This is a genomic window from Rhizobium binae, from assembly GCF_017357225.1.
Lineage (GTDB): Bacteria > Pseudomonadota > Alphaproteobacteria > Rhizobiales > Rhizobiaceae > Rhizobium > Rhizobium binae.
In genome coordinates this window covers 3,768,957-3,787,822 of record NZ_CP071604.1, presented here as the reverse complement: position 1 = coordinate 3,787,822, position 18,866 = coordinate 3,768,957, and the positions used below count along the sequence as shown (strand labels likewise).

The 18,866-nt window shown below is 61.9% G+C and carries 16 protein-coding genes, 1 other RNA gene and 1 pseudogene; 8 read left to right on the top strand and 10 right to left on the bottom strand.

From position 1 onward, the window contains the following. Positions 1 to 11: 11 nt before the first annotated feature. From J2J99_RS18545 to tkt, 5 genes are all read right to left on the bottom strand, one after another. Positions 12 to 1,886 (bottom strand): potassium/proton antiporter, encoded by a 1,875-nt coding sequence (locus J2J99_RS18545; protein WP_168296076.1) that lies wholly within the window; start codon positions 1,884 to 1,886, stop codon positions 12 to 14. 379 nt (positions 1,887 to 2,265) lie between these two features. Next, the gene (locus tag J2J99_RS18540; RefSeq protein ID WP_168296077.1) at positions 2,266 to 2,445 is read right to left on the bottom strand and encodes a hypothetical protein; all 180 of its coding nucleotides are present in this window, start codon (positions 2,443 to 2,445) and stop codon (positions 2,266 to 2,268) included. A 154-nt stretch (positions 2,446 to 2,599) separates the two neighbouring features. Further along, the gene (locus tag J2J99_RS18535; protein WP_168296078.1) at positions 2,600 to 2,914 is read right to left on the bottom strand and encodes a hypothetical protein; all 315 of its coding nucleotides are present in this window, start codon (positions 2,912 to 2,914) and stop codon (positions 2,600 to 2,602) included. A 141-nt stretch (positions 2,915 to 3,055) separates the two neighbouring features. Further along, entirely contained in the window at positions 3,056 to 4,066 is a 1,011-nt protein-coding gene (gene gap / locus J2J99_RS18530; RefSeq protein ID WP_168296079.1) for a type I glyceraldehyde-3-phosphate dehydrogenase, read from the bottom strand. An 81-nt stretch (positions 4,067 to 4,147) separates the two neighbouring features. After that, a complete protein-coding gene (gene tkt / locus J2J99_RS18525) occupies positions 4,148 to 6,121 on the bottom strand; it encodes a transketolase (protein WP_168296080.1) in 1,974 nt (657 codons plus the stop codon). 332 nt (positions 6,122 to 6,453) lie between these two features. On the opposite strand from tkt, the gene J2J99_RS18520 reads away from it, so the two are divergent. The 3 genes from J2J99_RS18520 (at position 6,454) to ssrS (ending at position 7,351) form a co-directional block, all read left to right on the top strand. After that, positions 6,454 to 6,729 (top strand): DUF4164 domain-containing protein, encoded by a 276-nt coding sequence (locus tag J2J99_RS18520; protein WP_004673381.1) that lies wholly within the window; start codon positions 6,454 to 6,456, stop codon positions 6,727 to 6,729. Between the two features lie 16 nt (positions 6,730 to 6,745). After that, entirely contained in the window at positions 6,746 to 7,123 is a 378-nt protein-coding gene (locus tag J2J99_RS18515) for a cell division protein ZapA (RefSeq protein WP_168296081.1), read from the top strand. Positions 7,124 to 7,192: 69 nt separating this feature from the next. After that, positions 7,193 to 7,351, top strand: a non-coding RNA gene (gene ssrS, locus J2J99_RS18510) — 6S RNA. Positions 7,352 to 7,430: 79 nt separating this feature from the next. Here ssrS and J2J99_RS18505 read toward each other — a convergent pair. The 4 genes and pseudogenes from J2J99_RS18505 to J2J99_RS18490 form a co-directional block, all read right to left on the bottom strand. Continuing rightward, a pseudogene (locus tag J2J99_RS18505) lies at positions 7,431 to 8,029 on the bottom strand (esterase-like activity of phytase family protein); the annotation flags it as partial. 116 nt (positions 8,030 to 8,145) lie between these two features. Further along, positions 8,146 to 9,129 (bottom strand): NAD-dependent epimerase/dehydratase family protein, encoded by a 984-nt coding sequence (locus tag J2J99_RS18500; protein ID WP_168296082.1) that lies wholly within the window; start codon positions 9,127 to 9,129, stop codon positions 8,146 to 8,148. A 33-nt stretch (positions 9,130 to 9,162) separates the two neighbouring features. Continuing rightward, positions 9,163 to 9,765, bottom strand: coding sequence for a helix-turn-helix domain-containing protein (locus tag J2J99_RS18495; RefSeq protein ID WP_168296083.1), 603 nt, complete (start codon positions 9,763 to 9,765; stop codon positions 9,163 to 9,165). A gap of 63 nt (positions 9,766 to 9,828) precedes the next feature. After that, complete coding sequence (locus J2J99_RS18490) at positions 9,829 to 10,164, bottom strand: ArsR/SmtB family transcription factor (RefSeq protein ID WP_168296084.1); 336 nt, start codon at positions 10,162 to 10,164, stop codon at positions 9,829 to 9,831. Positions 10,165 to 10,219: 55 nt separating this feature from the next. Between J2J99_RS18490 and J2J99_RS18485 the strand changes: the two genes are divergently transcribed. The 3 genes from J2J99_RS18485 to J2J99_RS18475 all read left to right on the top strand — a co-directional run bounded on the left by J2J99_RS18485 (position 10,220) and on the right by J2J99_RS18475 (position 14,262). Next, entirely contained in the window at positions 10,220 to 10,702 is a 483-nt protein-coding gene (locus J2J99_RS18485; RefSeq protein ID WP_168296085.1) for an SRPBCC domain-containing protein, read from the top strand. A gap of 153 nt (positions 10,703 to 10,855) precedes the next feature. After that, entirely contained in the window at positions 10,856 to 11,887 is a 1,032-nt protein-coding gene (gnd, locus tag J2J99_RS18480) for a phosphogluconate dehydrogenase (NAD(+)-dependent, decarboxylating) (protein WP_168296086.1), read from the top strand. A 263-nt stretch (positions 11,888 to 12,150) separates the two neighbouring features. Continuing rightward, positions 12,151 to 14,262, top strand: coding sequence for a mechanosensitive ion channel family protein (locus J2J99_RS18475; RefSeq protein ID WP_168296087.1), 2,112 nt, complete (start codon positions 12,151 to 12,153; stop codon positions 14,260 to 14,262). Between the two features lie 6 nt (positions 14,263 to 14,268). On the opposite strand, the gene J2J99_RS18470 is transcribed toward J2J99_RS18475, so the two are convergent. Further along, positions 14,269 to 14,646 carry a DoxX family membrane protein gene (locus tag J2J99_RS18470; protein ID WP_168296088.1) on the bottom strand — a complete coding sequence of 126 codons (378 nt, stop codon included), beginning with the start codon at positions 14,644 to 14,646 and terminating at the stop codon, positions 14,269 to 14,271. 237 nt (positions 14,647 to 14,883) lie between these two features. Between J2J99_RS18470 and mprF the strand changes: the two genes are divergently transcribed. Together mprF and J2J99_RS18460 are read left to right on the top strand one after the other, a co-directional pair. Beyond that, positions 14,884 to 17,487: a bifunctional lysylphosphatidylglycerol flippase/synthetase MprF gene (mprF, locus tag J2J99_RS18465; protein ID WP_168296089.1), complete on the top strand. Its 2,604-nt coding sequence runs from the start codon at positions 14,884 to 14,886 to the stop codon at positions 17,485 to 17,487. Further along, the gene (locus J2J99_RS18460; protein ID WP_168296090.1) at positions 17,484 to 18,866 is read left to right on the top strand and encodes a virulence factor family protein; all 1,383 of its coding nucleotides are present in this window, start codon (positions 17,484 to 17,486) and stop codon (positions 18,864 to 18,866) included. The genes mprF and J2J99_RS18460 overlap by 4 nt, the downstream gene beginning before the upstream one ends.

The following is an 18,866-nucleotide window of genomic DNA, read 5'->3' as shown; positions in this document are numbered from 1 at the left end:
ACGCAAGGCGTTCAACGGCCGTTTTCGCGTCTGGCTTCGTCGCCTCCGGCCGAAGCTTTCGCCGCACCGTCGGAGGTTGCCGCTTCGCGGCTTCGGCGTCCCTTGATGCGGTCGCGAATGCGCTGAATGATGTCCTTGAGATTGATGAAGATCGGCAGCGTGATTGCCGGTTCGACCGCTTCAAGCGACATGCCGACCGAGGTGACGTGGTCGTGCTCGTCGAGATCGCGGACGATGAGAATGATCGAGCCGAGGCGGACGCGGTCGGCATAATCGGCCTTTCCACCGAGGCGCTGCCGCATCAATTCGGCGATCGTCAGGCCTTTTTCGGATTCGTTGAGCAGGCCGGGACCGTAGGCGGCGTCGAGATCGGCGGCGGGGCGAGCAGGCGAAAGCGCGAAGGCACCGAAGAATTCGGCATCGTCTTCGTCCACGGGCGCACGGCTGGCGAAGAGCCGGTCCAGCAGGCGCGAATAGCTTGGCACGATGAAGAGATAGACGAGATCATTCTCGCGCAGCCGCCCGGCATATTGGTAGCGCATCGATTTGCCGTCGCGGATGACGAGCGAGGGGGTTGCCCAGCGCGGAATGCGTTCGCCGCGCAGCACCGGACTATCCTTGATCACGCGATAGGAAAGCAGTTCGTGGTTGGCGGCACCCGGCAGGTCGACCTCGACCTTATCGACGGCGCCGATGCGTGGCGGAATGATCAGGCCGAGCTTCTTGGCGACGGGTTTGATCGTCCAGCCCTGCACCAGCAGGGAGACCAGCACGATGATGAAGGCCGTGTTGAAAAAGATCTGGCCATTTTCCAGCCGCCCGAGGATCGGCATGATGGCGAGCAGGATGGAAACGGCGCCGCGCAGACCGACCCAGGCGACGAAACCGATTTCTTGCTGCGTGTAGTCGAAGGGAAGCAGCGACAGCCAGACGGCGAGCGGCCGGGCGACGAAGATCAGGAAGAGGGCAAGCAGGATGGCCGGCACGATGATGACAGGAAACTGCGAAGGGGTGGCGAGCAGGCCGAGCACCAGGAACATGATGATCTGCGCGAGCCAGGTCATGCCGTCCTGGAAACGCTTGATGGTGCCGATCGCCTGCATCTTGCGGTTTCCGGCATAGATGCCGGCGACGTAGACGGCGAGAAAGCCGCTGCCGCCGACCGCGCCGGCAAAGGAGAAGACAAGAAGGGCGAGCGCCAGCACGAAGATTGGCGTTAGGCCGCGATCGGTGTCGAGCCTGCTGACGATCAGGACGATCATCATGCCGCCGAGCAGGCCGAGGATGACGCCGAGCCCCATCTGCTGCACGAACATGGCGAGCATGCCGATGTTGATGCCGGCGTAACGCTCGCCGCTCGCCAGCACTTCGACGAGGGCGATGGTGAGAAAGATCGCCATCGGATCGTTGGTGCCGGATTCGACTTCGAGCGTCGAGCGCACCTTGTCACGGATATTGATGCCGCCGATGCGCAACAGGAAGAAGACGGCGGCGGCATCCGTCGATGCGACAATCGAGCCGAGCAGCAGGCCTTCCAGCCAGGTGAAGTTCAACAGCCACATGGCGGCGACGGCAAAGAGCGAGGCGGTGATCAGCACGCCGACCGAGGCGAGCGTGAGAGAAGGCACCGCCGCGAGCCGAAAGGCCTGCATTGGCGTGCCGAAGCCGGAATCGAACAGGATGACGGCCAGCGCGATGGAGCCGAGAATATAGGCGAGGTAGTTGTTGCTGAACTCGATGCCGAGGCCATCGACGCCGGCGGCAAGCCCGATCAACAGGAACAGCAGCAGCAGCGGCGCGCCGAAGCGGAAGGCGAGCAGGCTCGAAAAAGCGGCCAGAAGCACGAGCGCGGTCGCAACCAGCACCACGATGTAGAAAGCTTCCATGCCCGCCCCTTTCCGTCGACTGCTTCACGGATACGGCCACCCCTGGCCGATCCGTCTACTTCCACCCTCCGGCACGCGCGTCGATCCATCAGTAAACGGCAAAACGGCAGAGAAGGGTAGGCCTTGCGGCTTAACCTCGTCTCGTGCTGCATCATGCTGCTGAACGGCCGCCGGACGGCGACCGACACGGAAATGCTACCGGAGAAATTCTCTATAAAGAATGTATAGGAAAATCAGGCAAGAGCAGGGCGAAAGGCAGGAAGATCGATTTTTCCTGCCGGCATCTGCAACCGCGACAGGATAGGGCACGCACCTTCGTTGACGCGGACTGTTCGTCTCGTCCGATGACGGGAAGAAGGATTGCCGCCGCGGATCGGCGCTATCCCAACGCTGCCTGAAGTATGATGACGGCGAGAAACGAGAGGCCGATGGCCGCCGCCACACGGATCACCAGCCGATCAGCCTTTGCCAACACGGCAGGCCGAACGTCCCGCTTGGGATGAAACCGCTGCCGCCGCTTGAGGGTGGTGCGGGACAAGCGTTTTTGCGCCTCTGCCATTGATCGCCTCCGCTTGGATCATTTCAGCCATTCTGCAGCGCTCTGCATTTTTCAATCTATCACGTTTGGTCAGCGGATTGCCAACCGCGATTCCACCCCTGCGGCCCCGTCGCTTCGAAGCGGCTTTCAAAGCGGAAACGAAGCAGATCGCGGGTCAGTCTTCGGTGTCATCGCCCTCATCGGTCAGATCCTCGACCGGAACCAGGAAGACGACGAATTCGTCGTCGATGGTCCGTTGCGGATCGTCATCGAATTCGTAGGCGTGCTCGACTTCGCTGGCTTCCTCTGCGGTCGCCTTCCGCAGGCTCAGCGCCCCTTTGCGGTCCCACAGCGGCTTGCCCTCGTACTCCAGGATGGTCAGATCGTCTCGAAAATCTTCCGCCTCGAAGAAATGCGTCGCCTCCTCATGGTTTTTCGAGCGAAAGCTGGCAATGGCGCGGCCGGCGATCTCAACGGTAAAGTAGTCCATCGATCTCTCTCTATCTCCCCGGCGGCGATGCCGTTCAGGGCTTGGTGCGCCATGTCAGATATTACAATCGATCCGGCGCAGTGACTATAACAAAACGGCCCGGTTTCCCGGGCCGCTTGCGAATGTTTGATCGTCAGGCTCTCAGATGAGCTCGGCGAAAGCGACGGCCGTGTCGGACATGCGGCTGGAGAAGCCCCACTCGTTGTCGTACCAGGAGAGGACGCGCACGAAGTTGCCTTCCATGACCTTGGTCTGATCGGTCGCAAAGATCGAGGAATGGCTGTCGTGGTTGAAGTCGCGGGAAACAAGCGGCTCGTCGGTGTAGCCGAGGATGCCCTTCAGGGCGCCATTGGAGGCGGCCTTGATGGCTTCGTTGATTTCGCCCACGGTGGTCGCCTTCTTCGCAACGAACTTGAAGTCGACGACCGAAACGTTCGGGGTCGGAACGCGGATCGAGGTGCCGTCGAGCTTGCCCTTGAGGTGCGGCAGCACGAGGCCGACGGCCTTGGCGGCGCCCGTCGAGGTCGGGATCATGGAGAGGGCAGCGGCGCGGGCGCGATACAGGTCCTTGTGCATCGTGTCGAGCGTCGGCTGGTCGCCGGTATAGGAGTGGATGGTCGTCATGAAGCCGTGGTCGATGCCGACGGCGTCGTCGAGAACCTTGACGACAGGAACCAGGCAGTTGGTGGTGCAGGAGGCGTTGGAGATGACCATGTGCTCCTTGGTGAGCTGGTCATGGTTGACGCCGTAGACGACGGTCAGGTCGGCGCCGTCGGCAGGAGCCGAGACGATGACGCGCTTGGCGCCGGCCGTCAGATGGGCGGCGGCCTTGTCGCGGGCGGTGAAGATGCCGGTGCATTCCATGGCAATGTCGACGCCGAGTTCGCGGTGCGGCAGCGTTGCCGGATCCTTGATCGCCGTGACCTTGATCGGCTTGCCGTTGCCGACGGTGATGGTGTCACCTTCGACCTTGACGTTTGCCGGGAACTTCCCGTGGATCGAGTCGTAGCGCAGCAGGTGGGCGTTGGTCTCGACCGGGCCGAGGTCATTGATGGCGACGACTTCAATGTCGGTGCGGCCGGATTCGACGATCGCGCGGAGGACGTTACGGCCGATGCGGCCGAAACCATTGATGGCAACCTTGACTGTCATGTTCATTCACTCCCGATAGAATAGGGCCCGATGGAGAGGGCCTGGAATTGAGGAGATGGAGAGCGCCTCAAGGCGCTCTCTTTAAAGCTTTGCTTCCGCAGCCGCAACGACAGCGTCGGCAGTGATGCCGAAATGCTTGTAGACGTCCTTGACCGGACCGGAGGCGCCGAAGCCCTTCATGCCGATGAAGCTGCCTTCCGGTCCGATGAACGCGTCCCAGCCTTCGCGCACGGCGGCTTCGACGGCGATCTTGACCGGCGAGTTGCCGAGAACATCCTTGCGATAGGCGTCCGGCTGCTCGAAGAACAGTTCTGTGCAGGGCACCGACACGACGCGCACCGAAACACCCTTGGCTTCGAGGGTCGCGCGGGCGGCGACGGCGATTTCGACCTCCGAGCCGGAAGCGAAGATCGTCACCTTGGCATCGGCTTTGCCGGCGAGCGTATAGGCGCCGAGTTCGCAGAGGTTCTTCTCATTATACTCGGTACGGACGGTCGTAAGGTTCTGGCGGGTGAGAGCCAGCGCGGACGGACGGTTCTTGCTCTTGATGGCGATCTGCCAGCATTCCGCCGTCTCGACGGCGTCGGCCGGACGGAAGACCTGCAGGTTCGGAACGGCACGCAGACCGGCGATCTGCTCGACCGGCTGGTGGGTCGGGCCGTCTTCGCCAACGCCGATCGAGTCATGCGTCAGGACGTGGATGACACGAATGCCCATCAGCGCCGAGAGGCGGATCGGCGGGCGGCAATAATCCGAGAAAATCATGAAGCCGCCGCCGTAGGGAATGAGGCCGCCGTGCAGCGAGATGCCGTTCATGGCAGATGCCATGCCGTGCTCGCGGATGCCCCAGTGCATGTAACGGCCCTTGAAATCCGTCGGGGTGATGGAGACCATCTGGCTGGTCTTGGTGTTGTTCGACGGCGTCAGGTCGGCGGAGCCGCCGAGCGTCTCCGGGAGGAAGCCGTTGATGATTTCGAGCGCATCTTCGGATGCCTTGCGGGTGGCGACGGTCGGCTTGGTCTCGGCGAGTTTCTTCTTGTAGTCGGTGATCGCCGCGTCGAAGCCTTCCGGCAGCTCGCCTGCCATACGGCGGGTGAATTCCGCTCTGGCCGGCGATTTGGAAAGAGTTTCTTCCCATGCCTTGACGATATTGTCGGAGCGGGTGCCGGCAGCACGCCAAGCCTCGAGAACGTCGGAAGGGACGACGAAGGGCTCATAATCCCAGTTCAAAGCCTTGCGGGTGGCGGCGATTTCATCGGCGCCGAGCGGGCTGCCATGAACCTTGTGGCTGCCGGCCTTGTTCGGCGCGCCGAAGCCGATGACCGTCTTGCAGGCGATGAAAGTCGGGCGGTCCGACTTGTGAGCGGCTTCGATCGCATCGGCGATGGCGGCCTGATCGTGGCCGTCGATCTCGATGGTGTTCCAGTGGACAGCCTTGAAGCGGGCGATCTGGTCGGTCGAATCCGACAGCGAAACGGCACCGTCGATGGTGATCGAATTATTGTCCCAGAAGAGGATCAGCTTGTTGAGCTTCAGGTGGCCGGCAAGAGCGATCGCCTCATGGCTGATACCTTCCATCAAGCAGCCGTCGCCATTGATGACGTAGGTGTAATGGTCCTGCAGGTCCGCACCGAACTCCTCGCGCAGCTTGCGCTCGGCGATCGCCATGCCGACGGCGTTGGCGATACCCTGGCCGAGCGGCCCCGTGGTGGTTTCGATGCCGGTCGCATGGCCGTATTCCGGATGGCCGGCGGTCTTCGAGCCGATCTGGCGGAACTGCTTCAGGTCCTCGACCGTCATATCGGGATAACCGGTCAAATAGAGCAGCGAGTAGAGCAGCATCGAGCCGTGGCCGGCCGACAGCACGAAGCGGTCGCGGTTCGGCCAGTGCGGCTTCTTCGGGTCGAAGCGCAGATATTTGGTGAACAGAACCGTTGCCACGTCGGCCATGCCCATCGGCATGCCGGGGTGGCCGGAATTCGCCTTTTCAACGGCGTCCATGGCGAGGAAACGGATCGCATTCGCCATCCGGTCGTTTTGTTCGGGAGAGGTCATGGCTTTTCCGCAAGCTCCGGGTGTCGGGGGATGGCCTCGAGCCTCCAAGACCATCGAATGAAAGCGGCAGAGACATAGCAGTTAGGACGGGCGAGTCAATAAATGGCGGGCCGAATCCGGCGGAGTTGGGGCGATTTTTGACATTTGTTCGCGCGAATATACAAATGACAAATTTTGTGCGGCAGGCACCGATAAAACGCTCATCCACAAGATAGGCCGGCGGACGGGTGCGGGGATTTATTGACGGGCCGTCGGGGAGCTGCATATCCTTTTGAACTCACAGGATCGGCGCGGAGTGCCGATTCGCAGATCCTGCGCGGGAATCGGAAGGCATGACGCCCACAGGCAAAACCATGGAAGCAGCGCTCAACGAGCTGAGACAGGCGATTTCGAGCCTCGAAAACGCCGTCGACATGCGCATCGAGCGGCAGCGCGAACAGGGGGAGATCGAGGGCGAGGTGCGGCGCGTGCACGCTGACCGCTCCCGGCTGGCGCAGGAGCTCGACCAGGCCGAATTCCGTGCCAACCGGCTGGAAGAGGTCAATCGCGAGGTGTCGCGGCGGCTGGTGACGGCCATGGAAACGATCCGCGCGGTTCTGGATCGCTGAGAGAGAGAGTTTTGGCATGGCGCAGGTGACGGTGACGATCGACGGCAAGGCCTATCGCATGGCCTGCGAGGAGGGGCAGGAGGATCATCTGACCGATCTCGCCACCCGTTTCGACCGCTATGTCGGCCATCTCAAGGGTCAGTTCGGCGAGATCGGCGATCTCAGGATTACCGTCATGGCCGGCATCATGATCATGGACGAGATTGCCGAGTTGACGCGCCGCATCGCCGGGCTGGAATCCGAGCTCGAGTCGCTGCGGGGCAACCGCGATACGGTGCTTGCTGCGACCGCCCGTACCGAGGAAACGCTGGCGGCGGCGCTGAGCGACGTGTCGAGCCGCATCCGCGGCATCACCGACAAGCTGAACGGCCGCTCCGCCCCCGACCTCAACTGATCTCAATTAATTCGGCGCGGCCTGCGGTCGCCACTGGCGCGTCGGCGCAAACGACCTTATATATCGCGATGCGGTCTGCGCCTCTCGACAGGAACCACAATCCCTGGGGCCATACTCGATCCAAAGGGAGCTGTCCCTGGCCAGGCCCGTGGGCCTGGACAAACGGTGCCCACCTACGTTTGTAGGCGCCCAGGATCGTAAACATCCATCGGTCGTCGTGGATCGCACTTCTCTCCATCGCCGGCGAAGGCATCCGGATCGACGGGCGAACGCGGCTTGCGCGTCCGCCTTTTTTCAGCAATCGCGGCTACTTCTTCAAGCCGGGAAGGGTGACCTGGAAGACCTGGAACATGGTGTCGACGTCGGCGCCGGCTTCCGCCTTGTATGCTGCGCCCACCTGGAAACCATCCTGCGTCAGGAAGTCGTTGTCATTGGCGACGAACAGGAAATAGTCATCCGGCAGGTTCGGATCGAGAACGCTTGCAAGCCCCAGGGCCTCCCATTTTTCAGAGAGGTCGTTCTTGCGTTCGGCGCACCGTTGTGCAGGCCGAAGCGGGCAAGCTCGGCCTTGTCGTTGAGATCGATGAAGGGCGTCAGCGTCGCCGGCGTCAGCGCGGGATCGACGACGCCTTTCGGTGCGATCGGCTTGTCGGCGTCGAAATCGCTGCCGGCGATATCGGTCGCGGCGGAGAGATCGACGATGTTGACCTTGCGATAGAGCGAGGTATCGCCCTTCATGCCCTGGCCGTTGCCGCTGTCGCGGGCGAGCATCAGGAAGGTCTTGTCGGAAAGCGCGACGATTTCGCTTTGGGCGGCGATCACCGTCTTGTCCTTGGCGTCCTTGAAGACCGGCAGCGGCACGAGATATTCGTGGACCAGCTTCAGATGATCCGGATCCGCGGCGTCATTTGGCGGCGGAGGCCGCAAGAATTGCGGCGAACAGCCGCAATGCGTATTGTCTGGCCTTCTTCATGGAAATAGATATCTGGATGACGTTTTTCTCGCCCAGGCGATTCAGCGTGCTAATCGACCGGATAGGGGCCTTCGGCGAAAATTTCGTCGTGATAGCCTTTGGAGCCGACCTCGAGCGACAATGGGCTGCGCCATTCGCGTTTCTGCCGCAGGCAATCGAGAACCAAGCGGAAATCATAGCGCGGCTGCCAGCCGAGTTCGCGCCGTGCGCGCTCGTTGACGTAGACGCGATCGAGCGCCGGAAACATCTTCCAGCCACGTTCGACATAGAGGGCGCGAGCTCCTGGAAAGAGCCGCTCGATGACCGCGGGCGCATCGCGCCTGATGTCGGCGCAATCGGCCGATGAAAAGGGCGTGGTGGCCGAGACGATGTAGCGGCCGAAGCCGATCGAACGCGCCTTTTCGAGCGCCAGCAGGTGGGCGCCGACCACATCCTCGATATCGACGCGGCGATGGAGCAATTCGTTGGCTTGGGCATTTTCCGCTGAATAGACATTGCGGATATCAGGATCGTCGTCACTTTCGGGAAAGAAACGCGAAGTCTTGAGAGCGATAACCGGCAGTTTGAACTTGCGGGCGAAGAGCTCGCACAGAGCTTCGGCAGAGAGTTTCGTCACGCCGTAGATATTCTTTGCGACCGGCCACACGTCCTCGGTGACCCAAGCTGCCGGTTCGCCTGCCGCCGGCGTCAATGCTGCGCCGAAGGTGCTGGTGGTGCTGGTAAAGACGAAGCTTGCGACGCCCGCGGCGGTCGCTTCTTCAAGCAGGTTCAGCGTGCCGCCGATATTGGTTTCGAGGAAGTCGTGATTGCCGTGGGTTGCCACATGCGGCTTGTGCAGCGTGGCGGCATGGATGACGCCGCTGATGCCGGACATCGCCTGCCGGACAAAGGCGCGGTCGCCGATGGAGCCGACCGCGTCGGTGAAATCCGAAGGCTTGATGTCGACGCCGCGCACCGATCGGCCCTGCGCCTTCAGGACGCGCATCAGCGCCTCGCCGAGATGGCCGGCGCTTCCCGTCACCAAGATTGTCATTGCATTTTCTCCAGACCGTTTCCGCGGCGGAGGCTATTGAGACGGGGATTTTCGGACAACGCATAAATTATGCATGGGGTGCAGGAAAGCTGCAGGCTCGGTGACGGTCGTGACGAGGCGACCCGCGCTGCCGTCGGAAAGCATGATCCGTTCACAGGTGACGCGGCTGGCGGTAATCGGCAGGCACGCATTGGCGTTGGCGCCGGTATCGAATGTCAACGACATGAGCCTGCCCGCATGCCAGCCGCATGCCTCCAGCGATCGTTCGGCGGCGGCGATCTCGGCGGAAGCGTAGGGGAAAAGGGAGCGGCCGAGAAAAGCGCCGATCGGTGCGCGCCATTCCGCCTGCCGCGGACGGGAGGCGGACAGCAGCCGATGGGTGCTGTCGCAGATCAGATGCACAGGCCGGAGGGAATCCTCGACCAGCCGTTTCAAGGCTGCATCGGCGGCCGCGGCATGGTGCGGCGCGGCGAAAATCCGTTCCAGCTTGACGGCCTGCTCCGGCGACAGGGCAAGTTGATCTCGCTCCCAGCGCGAAACGGTCGCCTGGTTGACGCCGAGGAGTTCGGCGAGGTGTTGCTGCTTCATGCTGCGCAGCCGCCGCATGCGACGTAGGCCGGTTCCGGATATCGTCATCTGTCCCGTCTCCTGTCTTGTGGTCAGCATAGCATTTCGGCCGGCCGGCAAGGGGGGCGCCCCTCATTGTTCCGGCTGGTCTTCGAGATCGCTTCTCAGCCGATCGAGGATCGACAGGGCGTGGCCGGCATAGGCGCTGATCCAGCGATCGTAGATCTGCTTGATCGGCAGGCTGTTCAGGTGGTTCCAACGTTCGCGCCCCTCCTTCCTGGCGATGACCAGATCGGCTTCCTCCAGCACTTTCAGATGCTGCATCACCGTGCAGCGGTCCATGTCGGGAAACAAGTCGCAAAGCGTCCCTGTGGTGCGGGCGCCATCCTTGAGCAGATCGAGAATCTCGCGGCGGCGGTGATGCGCCAGCGCCTTAAAAACTGGGTCGTCGGTTGATTCGCTTGACATGTTATGTTTTTATAACATAATGGGTTTGGGCACAATGGAGAAGAGGAGCAATGCCATGTCTCTCGGAATCCGCATTTCCGGCCGCATCGGCCGTCCCGTCGCAGAGGTGTTCGACGCCGTCGTCAATCCGAAGAAGCTCAGCAGCTATTTCACCACGATCGGCGGGGCGAGCGCCCCGCTCGTCCAAGGCACGACGGTGATCTGGTGGAAGGATGCGCCGGTCGAGGTCGTCGAGCTCGTGCCGGAAAGCCGCATCGTGCTTCGCTGGGACGGCGGCACCGGCGAGGACAAGACGAGTTACAAGACGCTGGTCGAGATGAATTTCAAACCGCTGGAGGATGGCGGCACGCTGGTGACGATTGCCGAGAACGGCTGGCGCGAGGATGAGGCCGGCCGGCGCGGCACCTATCTCAATTGTGAAGGCTGGACGCAGATGCTTTGCTGCATGAAGGCCTTCGTCGAGTACGGCATCAACCTGCGCGAGGGCATGTTCCTCAGCGAGATGAAGGGTGAACCGGCCAGCGCGCCCGATGAGTGAGCAATGAGCCGGCGTCGGGCTGTTCGGCCCGGCGTTATCTAGCCGCGGCGCGATCGTCGCACGCGCTGACCTGGTCGAGACTTCGCTTGCCTGTCGCACTGCGGGTGCTAGTTTCCGGAGTCGATACTTCATTTCGGTTTCCAGGAGATTCATATGCAGCTTGGGATGGTTGGTTTGGGCCGCATGGGCAATTACATGGTCCAGCGCTTGATGCGGGGCGGTCACGAATGCGTCGTCTATGACGCGAGGCCCGAAAGCGTTGCCGAGCTTGCAGGCCTCGGCGCGACCGGGAGCGCGTCGCTCGAGGAATTCGTCTCGAAGCTTAGCCACCCCCGGGCGATCTGGCTGATGCTGCCGGCGGCGATCGTCGACAAGGTACTTTCGAGCCTGGTGCCGTTGCTTCAGAACGGCGATATCGTCATCGACGGCGGCAATTCCTATTACCATGACGACATCCGCCGTGGTGCCGAACTCATCACCAAGGGCATCCATTATGTCGATGTCGGCACCAGCGGCGGCGTCTTCGGCCTGGAGCGCGGCTATTGCCTGATGATCGGTGGCGAGAAGGGCACCGTTCAGCATCTGTCTCCGATCTTTGCGACGCTCGCCCCCGGCGTCGGCAAGACGGAAGCATCGCCGAACCGCACCGCCGAAGCGGCGGCGGCCAGCACCGCGGAGCAGGGTTATCTGCATTGCGGCCCGCACGGCGCCGGTCATTTCGTCAAGATGGTCCATAATGGCATCGAATACGGCCTGATGGCTGCCTATGCCGAAGGCCTCAACATTCTGAAACACGCCAATATTGGCGCTGCCTCGCACGATGCCGATGCGGAGACCGCGCCGCTCGCCCATCCCGAACATTTCCAATACGATTTCAATCTGCAGGATGTCGCCGAAGTCTGGCGTCGCGGCAGCGTCATCACCTCCTGGCTGCTCGATCTGACGGCCGATGCGCTGCATGCCGATCCCGGACTTTCCAAATATGCGGGCCGTGTCTCGGACAGCGGCGAAGGCCGCTGGACGATCATGGCGGCAATCGATGAAAGCGTGCCGACCCCGGTGCTGAGCGCTGCGCTCTACGGCCGATTCTCCTCGCGCGACAATGACGAGTTCGCCAACAAGGTGCTGTCGGCAATGCGCGCCGGTTTCGGCGGCCATGTGGAAAAGCCGACGCCGAAATCTTGAGGCCAGAGCTTTCCTCGCCCTCAGGCGGGGAATTCTTCCGGCTATGGAGCGGTCAAGTTTTTCACGGAAAGGCAGAACCCGCTCTAACCTTTTCAAGCAATTCCGGACAGAAAACCGCTTCTCACTTTTAACGGAATTCCTCTAGCCGTTGGTATGGTTTTCCTACCGCTTGCTGGCGGCTACGGTCCCGAGTATCCATTGCGGAAAAGGAAATGTCGGGGTTGCTTCCTTCCAAGCGGCCGACACTCCGTTGGAGGGCGGTCATGGGGCGTGGCACGGCGGCGGGCTTAAAGGCCGCCATATTCGGCATCTTGGCATTCGTTGCGCTTTTCCCGGCGGCGTCGCCCGGCTTTTCCCAAACGCCTGCGCCAGCGCCGGCTGCAGATACCCCGCCGGCGCAAGTGCGTGAGATGATGCAGCTCATGCAGGCGCCGGAGGTCAAGCAGTGGATGGCGACACAGATGGCGACCTCCCCTGTCGCCGATTCGGCAAGCCAGAATCAGATGTCGGTTCTCTCTGGCCTGCTGCAGCATTCGCGCCGGCATGTCTCGATGGTGTCCGACGCGGCGATGACTTTGCCCTCGCAGATCGGCAATGCGTCCTTGCTGTTTTTCGGTGAGTTCGCCGCTACCGGCCGGAGTCGAATGATCGCGCAATTCCTGGCGATCTTCCTGCTCGGGGCCATCGTCGAAAGCATGGCCCGCTATGCCTTCCGCCGTCGCCGCCGGCGTCTGGCTCAGATGGCGGGCATGCATCTGACGCCGCGCGTCGTACCGGCTCTCATTTTCGCCGCGGCAACAATGCTCGCGCTTTTCAGTCTCAGCTGGCCTCCGCTCAGCCAGAGCGTGGCGATCCTCTGCGCCATCGCGCTCATAGTCCAGCGTTTCACGATTTGCCTGGGCGGCCTCTTGGTCGATCTCATCGGGATGACGCGGGCCGAGGAAGAGCGGCAAGGCGTGACCGCGCCGACCATGCCGCCACGTGCCGTCGCGCTCTTCTGGTATCGCCACTCTGCGATCTTCGTCATCTATTTCATGCTTGGCTGGGCGGCCATCCAGTCGATGGAACCGCTCGGTTTTTCCCCGAGCGCCCGGCTCTTCGTCGGCTATATCCTTGGCATCGGGCTGCTGCTGATCGCGATCGAAGCTGTCTGGTCGCGGCCTCAGAAGGACGAGAAGCGCGGTCACGGGATTTCCTGGGCGCTCACCGTTTATTTCCTGTTGCTCTGGGGGTTGTGGGTCACCGGGTTCAACTGGCTGCTCTGGCTCGGCATCTATGTGCTGATGCTGCCGCGGGTGCTCGCCGTCTCGACGCTTGCGGTGAAATCGCTGCAGCAGACCGAGGCAAGCTTCCTTGCCACGCGCCGCATTGCCACCGTATTGCTCGACCGCGGCGTCAGGGCGCTGATCATCGCATTCGCAGCCATCTGGCTCGGCCAACTGCTCGGCGTCGGCGCCGACACGATGGCGGCGGGCGACAAAATGGTCGATAAGATCGCGCGCGGCGTCATCGGCGGAATCGTCATCCTGCTTGCTGCCGATTTGCTCTGGCACCTCGTCAAAGCCTATATCGACGGCAAGCTGCTCGGCATGCCCCTGGACGGCGGCGCGACGGACGAGGAGAAGGCCAGACATGCGCGGTTTCAGACGCTGCTGCCGATCTTCCGCAATATCCTTGCCGTGGTTATCGCCGTTATTGCGGTTCTCATGGTGCTCTCGGGCCTCGGCATCGAGATCGGGCCATTGATTGCCGGCGCCGGCGTCGTCGGCGTTGCTGTGGGTTTCGGCGCTCAGACGATCGTCAAGGATGTCATCAGCGGCATGTTCTATCTCTGGGACGATGCCTTCCGTGTCGGCGAATATATCGAAAGCGGCAGCCACAAGGGCGTCGTCGAGGCCTTCAGCCTGCGCTCGGTGAAGCTCCGGCATCACCGCGGGCCGCTGACGACCGTGCCGTTCGGGGAACTTGGCGCGGTCAAGAACCTCAACCGCGACTGGACGATCGACAAGATCAGTCTCAACGTCACATACGACACCGATCTGGTCAAAGCGAAAAAAGTGATCAAGCAGATCGGTCAAACGTTGCTCGATAATCCGGAATTCGGCCCGCACATCATCGAAACGCTGAAGATGAAGGGTGTCGAGCAATTCGGCGAATTCGCGATCGAGCTGCGCCTGTCGATGATGACGAAGCCTGGTGAACAGTTCGTTATCCGCCGCAATGCACTGGCGATGATCCGCAATGCCTTCAAGGAAAACGGCATCGAATTCGCTGTGCCGACGGTGCAGGTGGCCGGCGATCGCGCGGCGGAGGTGGATGCTGCCGCGGCGCGCTACGCTGCGCATGCACGGGCCGGCGGTGAGCCGGCCACCTGAACTGCCTCACAACGCCCCGGCAGCTGCGGTGAGCAGGCCGCCGATGATGGCCATGTTGCTTTTCCAGCTGTTGACGGCGCTGTCGCGGGCTGTGCCTTCCATGTCCCAGAAATTTAGCAGCATCACCGACGCCGCAAGCGTGAAGATGATGAGAGCGAACGCTGCCGCGGTGACAAACAGACCCAGCATCAGCAGGAGGCCGGCAGCATTTTGAAAGACGCTGCCGGACAGCAGCACCCATTTCGCAAAAGGAACGCCGCGGGCTTCGATGGCATCGGTTATCGGCACGATGACGAAAAAATGATGGATGCCGCCGGCAACGAAAAGACCGCCGAGCAGCAATCTGCCGAGGATGAGGATCACGAAGGCCAGGTCATCCTGCATGTCTAATCTTCTCTCGCGTCTCAAATCTTCGTCATGATCGCAAACTCTTCACAAGCTTACGAAAATGCAATGTGCGAACACAGTTCGCCTGCGCAAATTCGCCCCAATTGAGGGTGATTGAGGCGCAGGCGGCGGGGCTGGGGTAACGGTGGCACGGCTTCACAGAGCTTATAGGCCTGTCATGTTATGTCTTTGAAAAATGATTCCCGCCGAATTTGGAAATTGCGCAGGTACGAGATGTCGGGTCACGGCGATTTGGAAGAGATGGAAGCGACGGACGCGTATTCTATTCGTGGGCTTTTTAGACGGTACAGGACGCCACTGACGGCAGCCGCGACGCTCGTTGTCTTTTGTCTCGTCGGTTATGCGATCATGCAGCTCACCAACGAGGTTCGCTATGATGATGTCGTCGGTGCGCTGGCGGCGACCAGGCCGAGCGCGATCCTGCTGGCGCTGTTCTTCACTGCGCTCAGCTTCCTATCCCTGGTCTTCTATGATCTCAACGCCATCGAGTATATCGGCAAAAAACTGCCGTTTCCGCATGTGGCGCTGACGGCCTTCAGTGCGTACGCGGTCGGCAATACCGCCGGTTTCGGCGCCCTTTCGGGCGGTGCGATCCGCTACCGCGCCTATACGCGCCTCGGTCTCTCGCCGGAGGATATCGGCCGTATCATCGCCTTCGTCACCCTGTCCTTCGGTCTCGGGCTAGCGGGGGTCGCGGCGATCGCCCTCATTATCATCGCAAGCGAGATCGGGCCGCTGATCGGTGTCAGCGCGTTCCTTCTCCGGCTGATCGCCGGCTCGATCCTCGCCATTCTCGGAGCTGTGCTGTTCATCGGCCGCGAAGGCCGCGTGCTCGATCTCGGCGCCGTCGCGATCCGCCTGCCGGATTCGCGCACCTGGTCGCGCCAATTCCTGGTGACGGCCTTCGATATCGCCGCTTCGGCCTCGGTGCTCTACGTGCTCTTGCCGCAGACCGCCATCGGTTGGCCGGCCTTCCTGGCCGTCTATGCGATCGCCGTCGGTCTCGGCGTGCTCAGCCACGTTCCGGCCGGACTCGGCGTGTTCGAGACCGTAATTATCGCCTCGCTCGGCAGCGCGGTGAATATCGATGCGGTGCTGGGATCGCTGGTGCTCTATCGGCTGACCTATCATGTGCTGCCGCTGTTGATCGCCGTGCTCGCGGTCTCCGCGACGGAACTGCGCCGTTTTGTCGATCACCCCGCCGCCTCCAGCGTCCGGCGCATCGGCGGGCGGCTGATGCCGCAGCTGCTGTCGACCTTGGCCCTGCTGCTCGGCGTCATGCTGGTGTTTTCGAGCGTCACACCGACGCCGGATCAGAATCTGGAATTTCTGTCTAACTATCTGCCGCTGCCGTTGGTCGAAGGCGCGCACTTCCTCTCCAGCCTGCTCGGGCTGGCGCTTGTGGTTGCCGCGCGCGGCCTTAGTCAAAGGCTGGACGGCGCCTGGTGGGTGGCGGTGTTCTCGGCCGTTGCGGCGTTGACCTTGTCGCTGTTGAAGGCAATTGCGCTGGTTGAAGCCGCTTTTCTTGCCTTCCTCATCTTCGGGCTCTTCGTCAGCCGCCGGCTCTTTACCCGCCATGCGTCGCTGCTCAACCAGGCAATGACGGCATCCTGGCTGATGGCGATCGCCGTCATCGTCGTTGGCGCTGTCGTCATCTTGCTCTTCGTCTATCGCGATGTCGAATACAGCAACGAACTCTGGTGGCAGTTTGAATTCACCGCCGAGGCGCCGCGGGGACTGCGCGCCCTGCTTGGCATCACCATCATCTCGTCGGCCATTGCCATTTTCAGCTTGCTCCGGCCGGCGACCTTCCGGCCGGAACCGGCGACGGAGGAGGCGCTGGCGCGCGCTGTCGACATCGTCAGGAAGCAGGGCAATGCTGACGCCAATCTGGTGCGGATGGGCGACAAGAGCATCATGTTTTCGGAGAAGGGCGACGCCTTCATCATGTACGGCCGGCAGGGCCGCTCATGGATCGCCCTCTTCGATCCGGTTGGAGATCATCGCGCCGTACCGGAACTCGTCTGGCGCTTCGTCGAGGCTGCGCGGGCGGCAGGCTGTCGCGCGGTTTTTTACCAGATCTCGCCGGCGTTGCTTTCCCATTGCGCTGATGCCGGCCTGCGCGCCTTCAAGCTCGGCGAACTGGCGGTGGCCGATCTCAGGACCTTCGAGATGAAGGGCGGCAAATGGGCGAATCTCCGGCAGACTGCGAGCCGGGCGCAGCGCGACGGGCTGGAATTCGCCGTTGTCGACCCGCAGGACGTGCCCGTGGTCATCGATGATCTCGCCGCGGTTTCCGCTGCCTGGCTCGAGCATCACAACGCCAAGGAAAAGGGCTTCTCGCTCGGCGCCTTCGATCCCGATTATGTCGCCTCTCAACCGGTCGGCATTCTGAAGAAAGACGGCAAGATCGTTGCCTTTGCCAATATCCTCGTCACCGAATCCCGGGAGGAGGGCACGATCGATCTCATGCGTTTCTCTCCGGACGCGCCGAAGGGCTCGATGGACTTTCTCTTCGTGCAGATCATGGAGTATCTGCGCGGTCAGGGTTTCACCCACTTCAATCTCGGCATGGCGCCTCTCTCCGGCATGTCGAAACGCGAGGCGGCACCCGTCTGGGACCGCATCGGCAGCACCGTCTTTGAACACGGCGAGCGCTTCTACAACTTTAAAGGCCTTCGGGCATTCAAATCCAAGTTTCACCCGCACTGGCAACCGCGTTATCTTGCGGTCTCCGGAGGGGGCAATCCGATGATCGCGTTGATGGACGCGACGTTACTGATCGGGGGCGGGTTGAAAGGGGTAGTGAGAAAATGATCAGGACAATCCTTCTTGCCACGGCATGCGCCTGCATGCTCGCGGCCGCATCGGCTGACGCCGCCGAGGAAACCACGCAGAGCTTCGAAAGCGGGCTCATCCCGTCGCCTCACATCTTCCTTCCGGAAGGGGAGGTGAAGGGTACGGTGATGCTGATTTCGGATGCCGCCGGCTGGGGTGATTATGAGAGGGCCGAGGCCGACAGGCTGGTTTCCGAAGGCGCCGTTGTCATCGGTGTCGACTTTCCTTCCTATATCCAGGCGCTTGACCGCTACGACGTCAGCCTCAACGACGGCTGCGTCTACATGGTCTCGGACATCGAATCGCTGAGCCAGCAGGTGCAGCGTGCGACAGGCAACAACGCCTATCACCTGCCGATTGTCGCCGGGATCGGCGAGGGTGGGGCCTTGGCTCTGGCGATCGCGGCGCAGACACCGGATGCGACGATCGGTCAGACGCTCGCCGTCGATCCGAAGGCCGGCATCCCGCTGACCAAGGAGCTTTGCACGCCTGCTTCGAAAAAAGCCGTCGGCGAACGCATGGTCTACGGGCTGAGTGACGGCGCTCTGCCGGATCCCGTTATTTCAGTTTTTACGCCCAACGCCAACAAGGATGGCAGGGCGCATGCCGAAGCGCTGAAGGAAGTCCATTCCGCGATCGAGATCCGCGAGTCCACCGACGACGCGCAGACGGTGTTTGCCGATACGCTCGATGACCTCGTCACCGCCTCCGGCGCCTTCGGCAATCCGCTCGGGCTGCCGTTGGCGATCCTCGAGGCCACCCCCACCCTCGATACGATGGCAGTGATCTATTCCGGCGACGGCGGATGGCGAGACATCGACAAGGAGGTGGGCGGCACCCTGCAGAAGGAAGGCATTCCCGTCGTCGGCATCGACTCGCTTCATTATTTCTGGTCGGAGCGCAAGCCGGAGGAGACCGCCGGCGATCTTTCGAAGATCATCGATTTCTACCGCAAACAGTGGAAGGTGAAGCATGTGCTGCTCGTCGGCTATTCCTTCGGCGCCGACGTCGTGCCCGCGACCTACCAGCTGCTGAAACCGGCCGAGAAGTCGGCGGTGGCGCAATTGTCGCTGCTGTCGCTCTCGCACCAAGTCGACTACGTCATTTCCGTTCTCGGCTGGCTCGGCCAGAAGACGGAAGGGGCGGGAGGCGATCCGGTCGCCGATTTGAAGAACGTCGACCCCAAACTCGTGCAATGCATCTACGGCAAGGACGATGACGACGACGTCGCCTGCCCGGCGCTGAAAGACAGCGGCGCCGAGGTTATCGAGTTGCCCGGCGATCATCACTTCGATGAAAATTACGATCTTCTGACCAAGACGATCATCGACGGACTGAAGAAGCGGCTGCAAGACTAG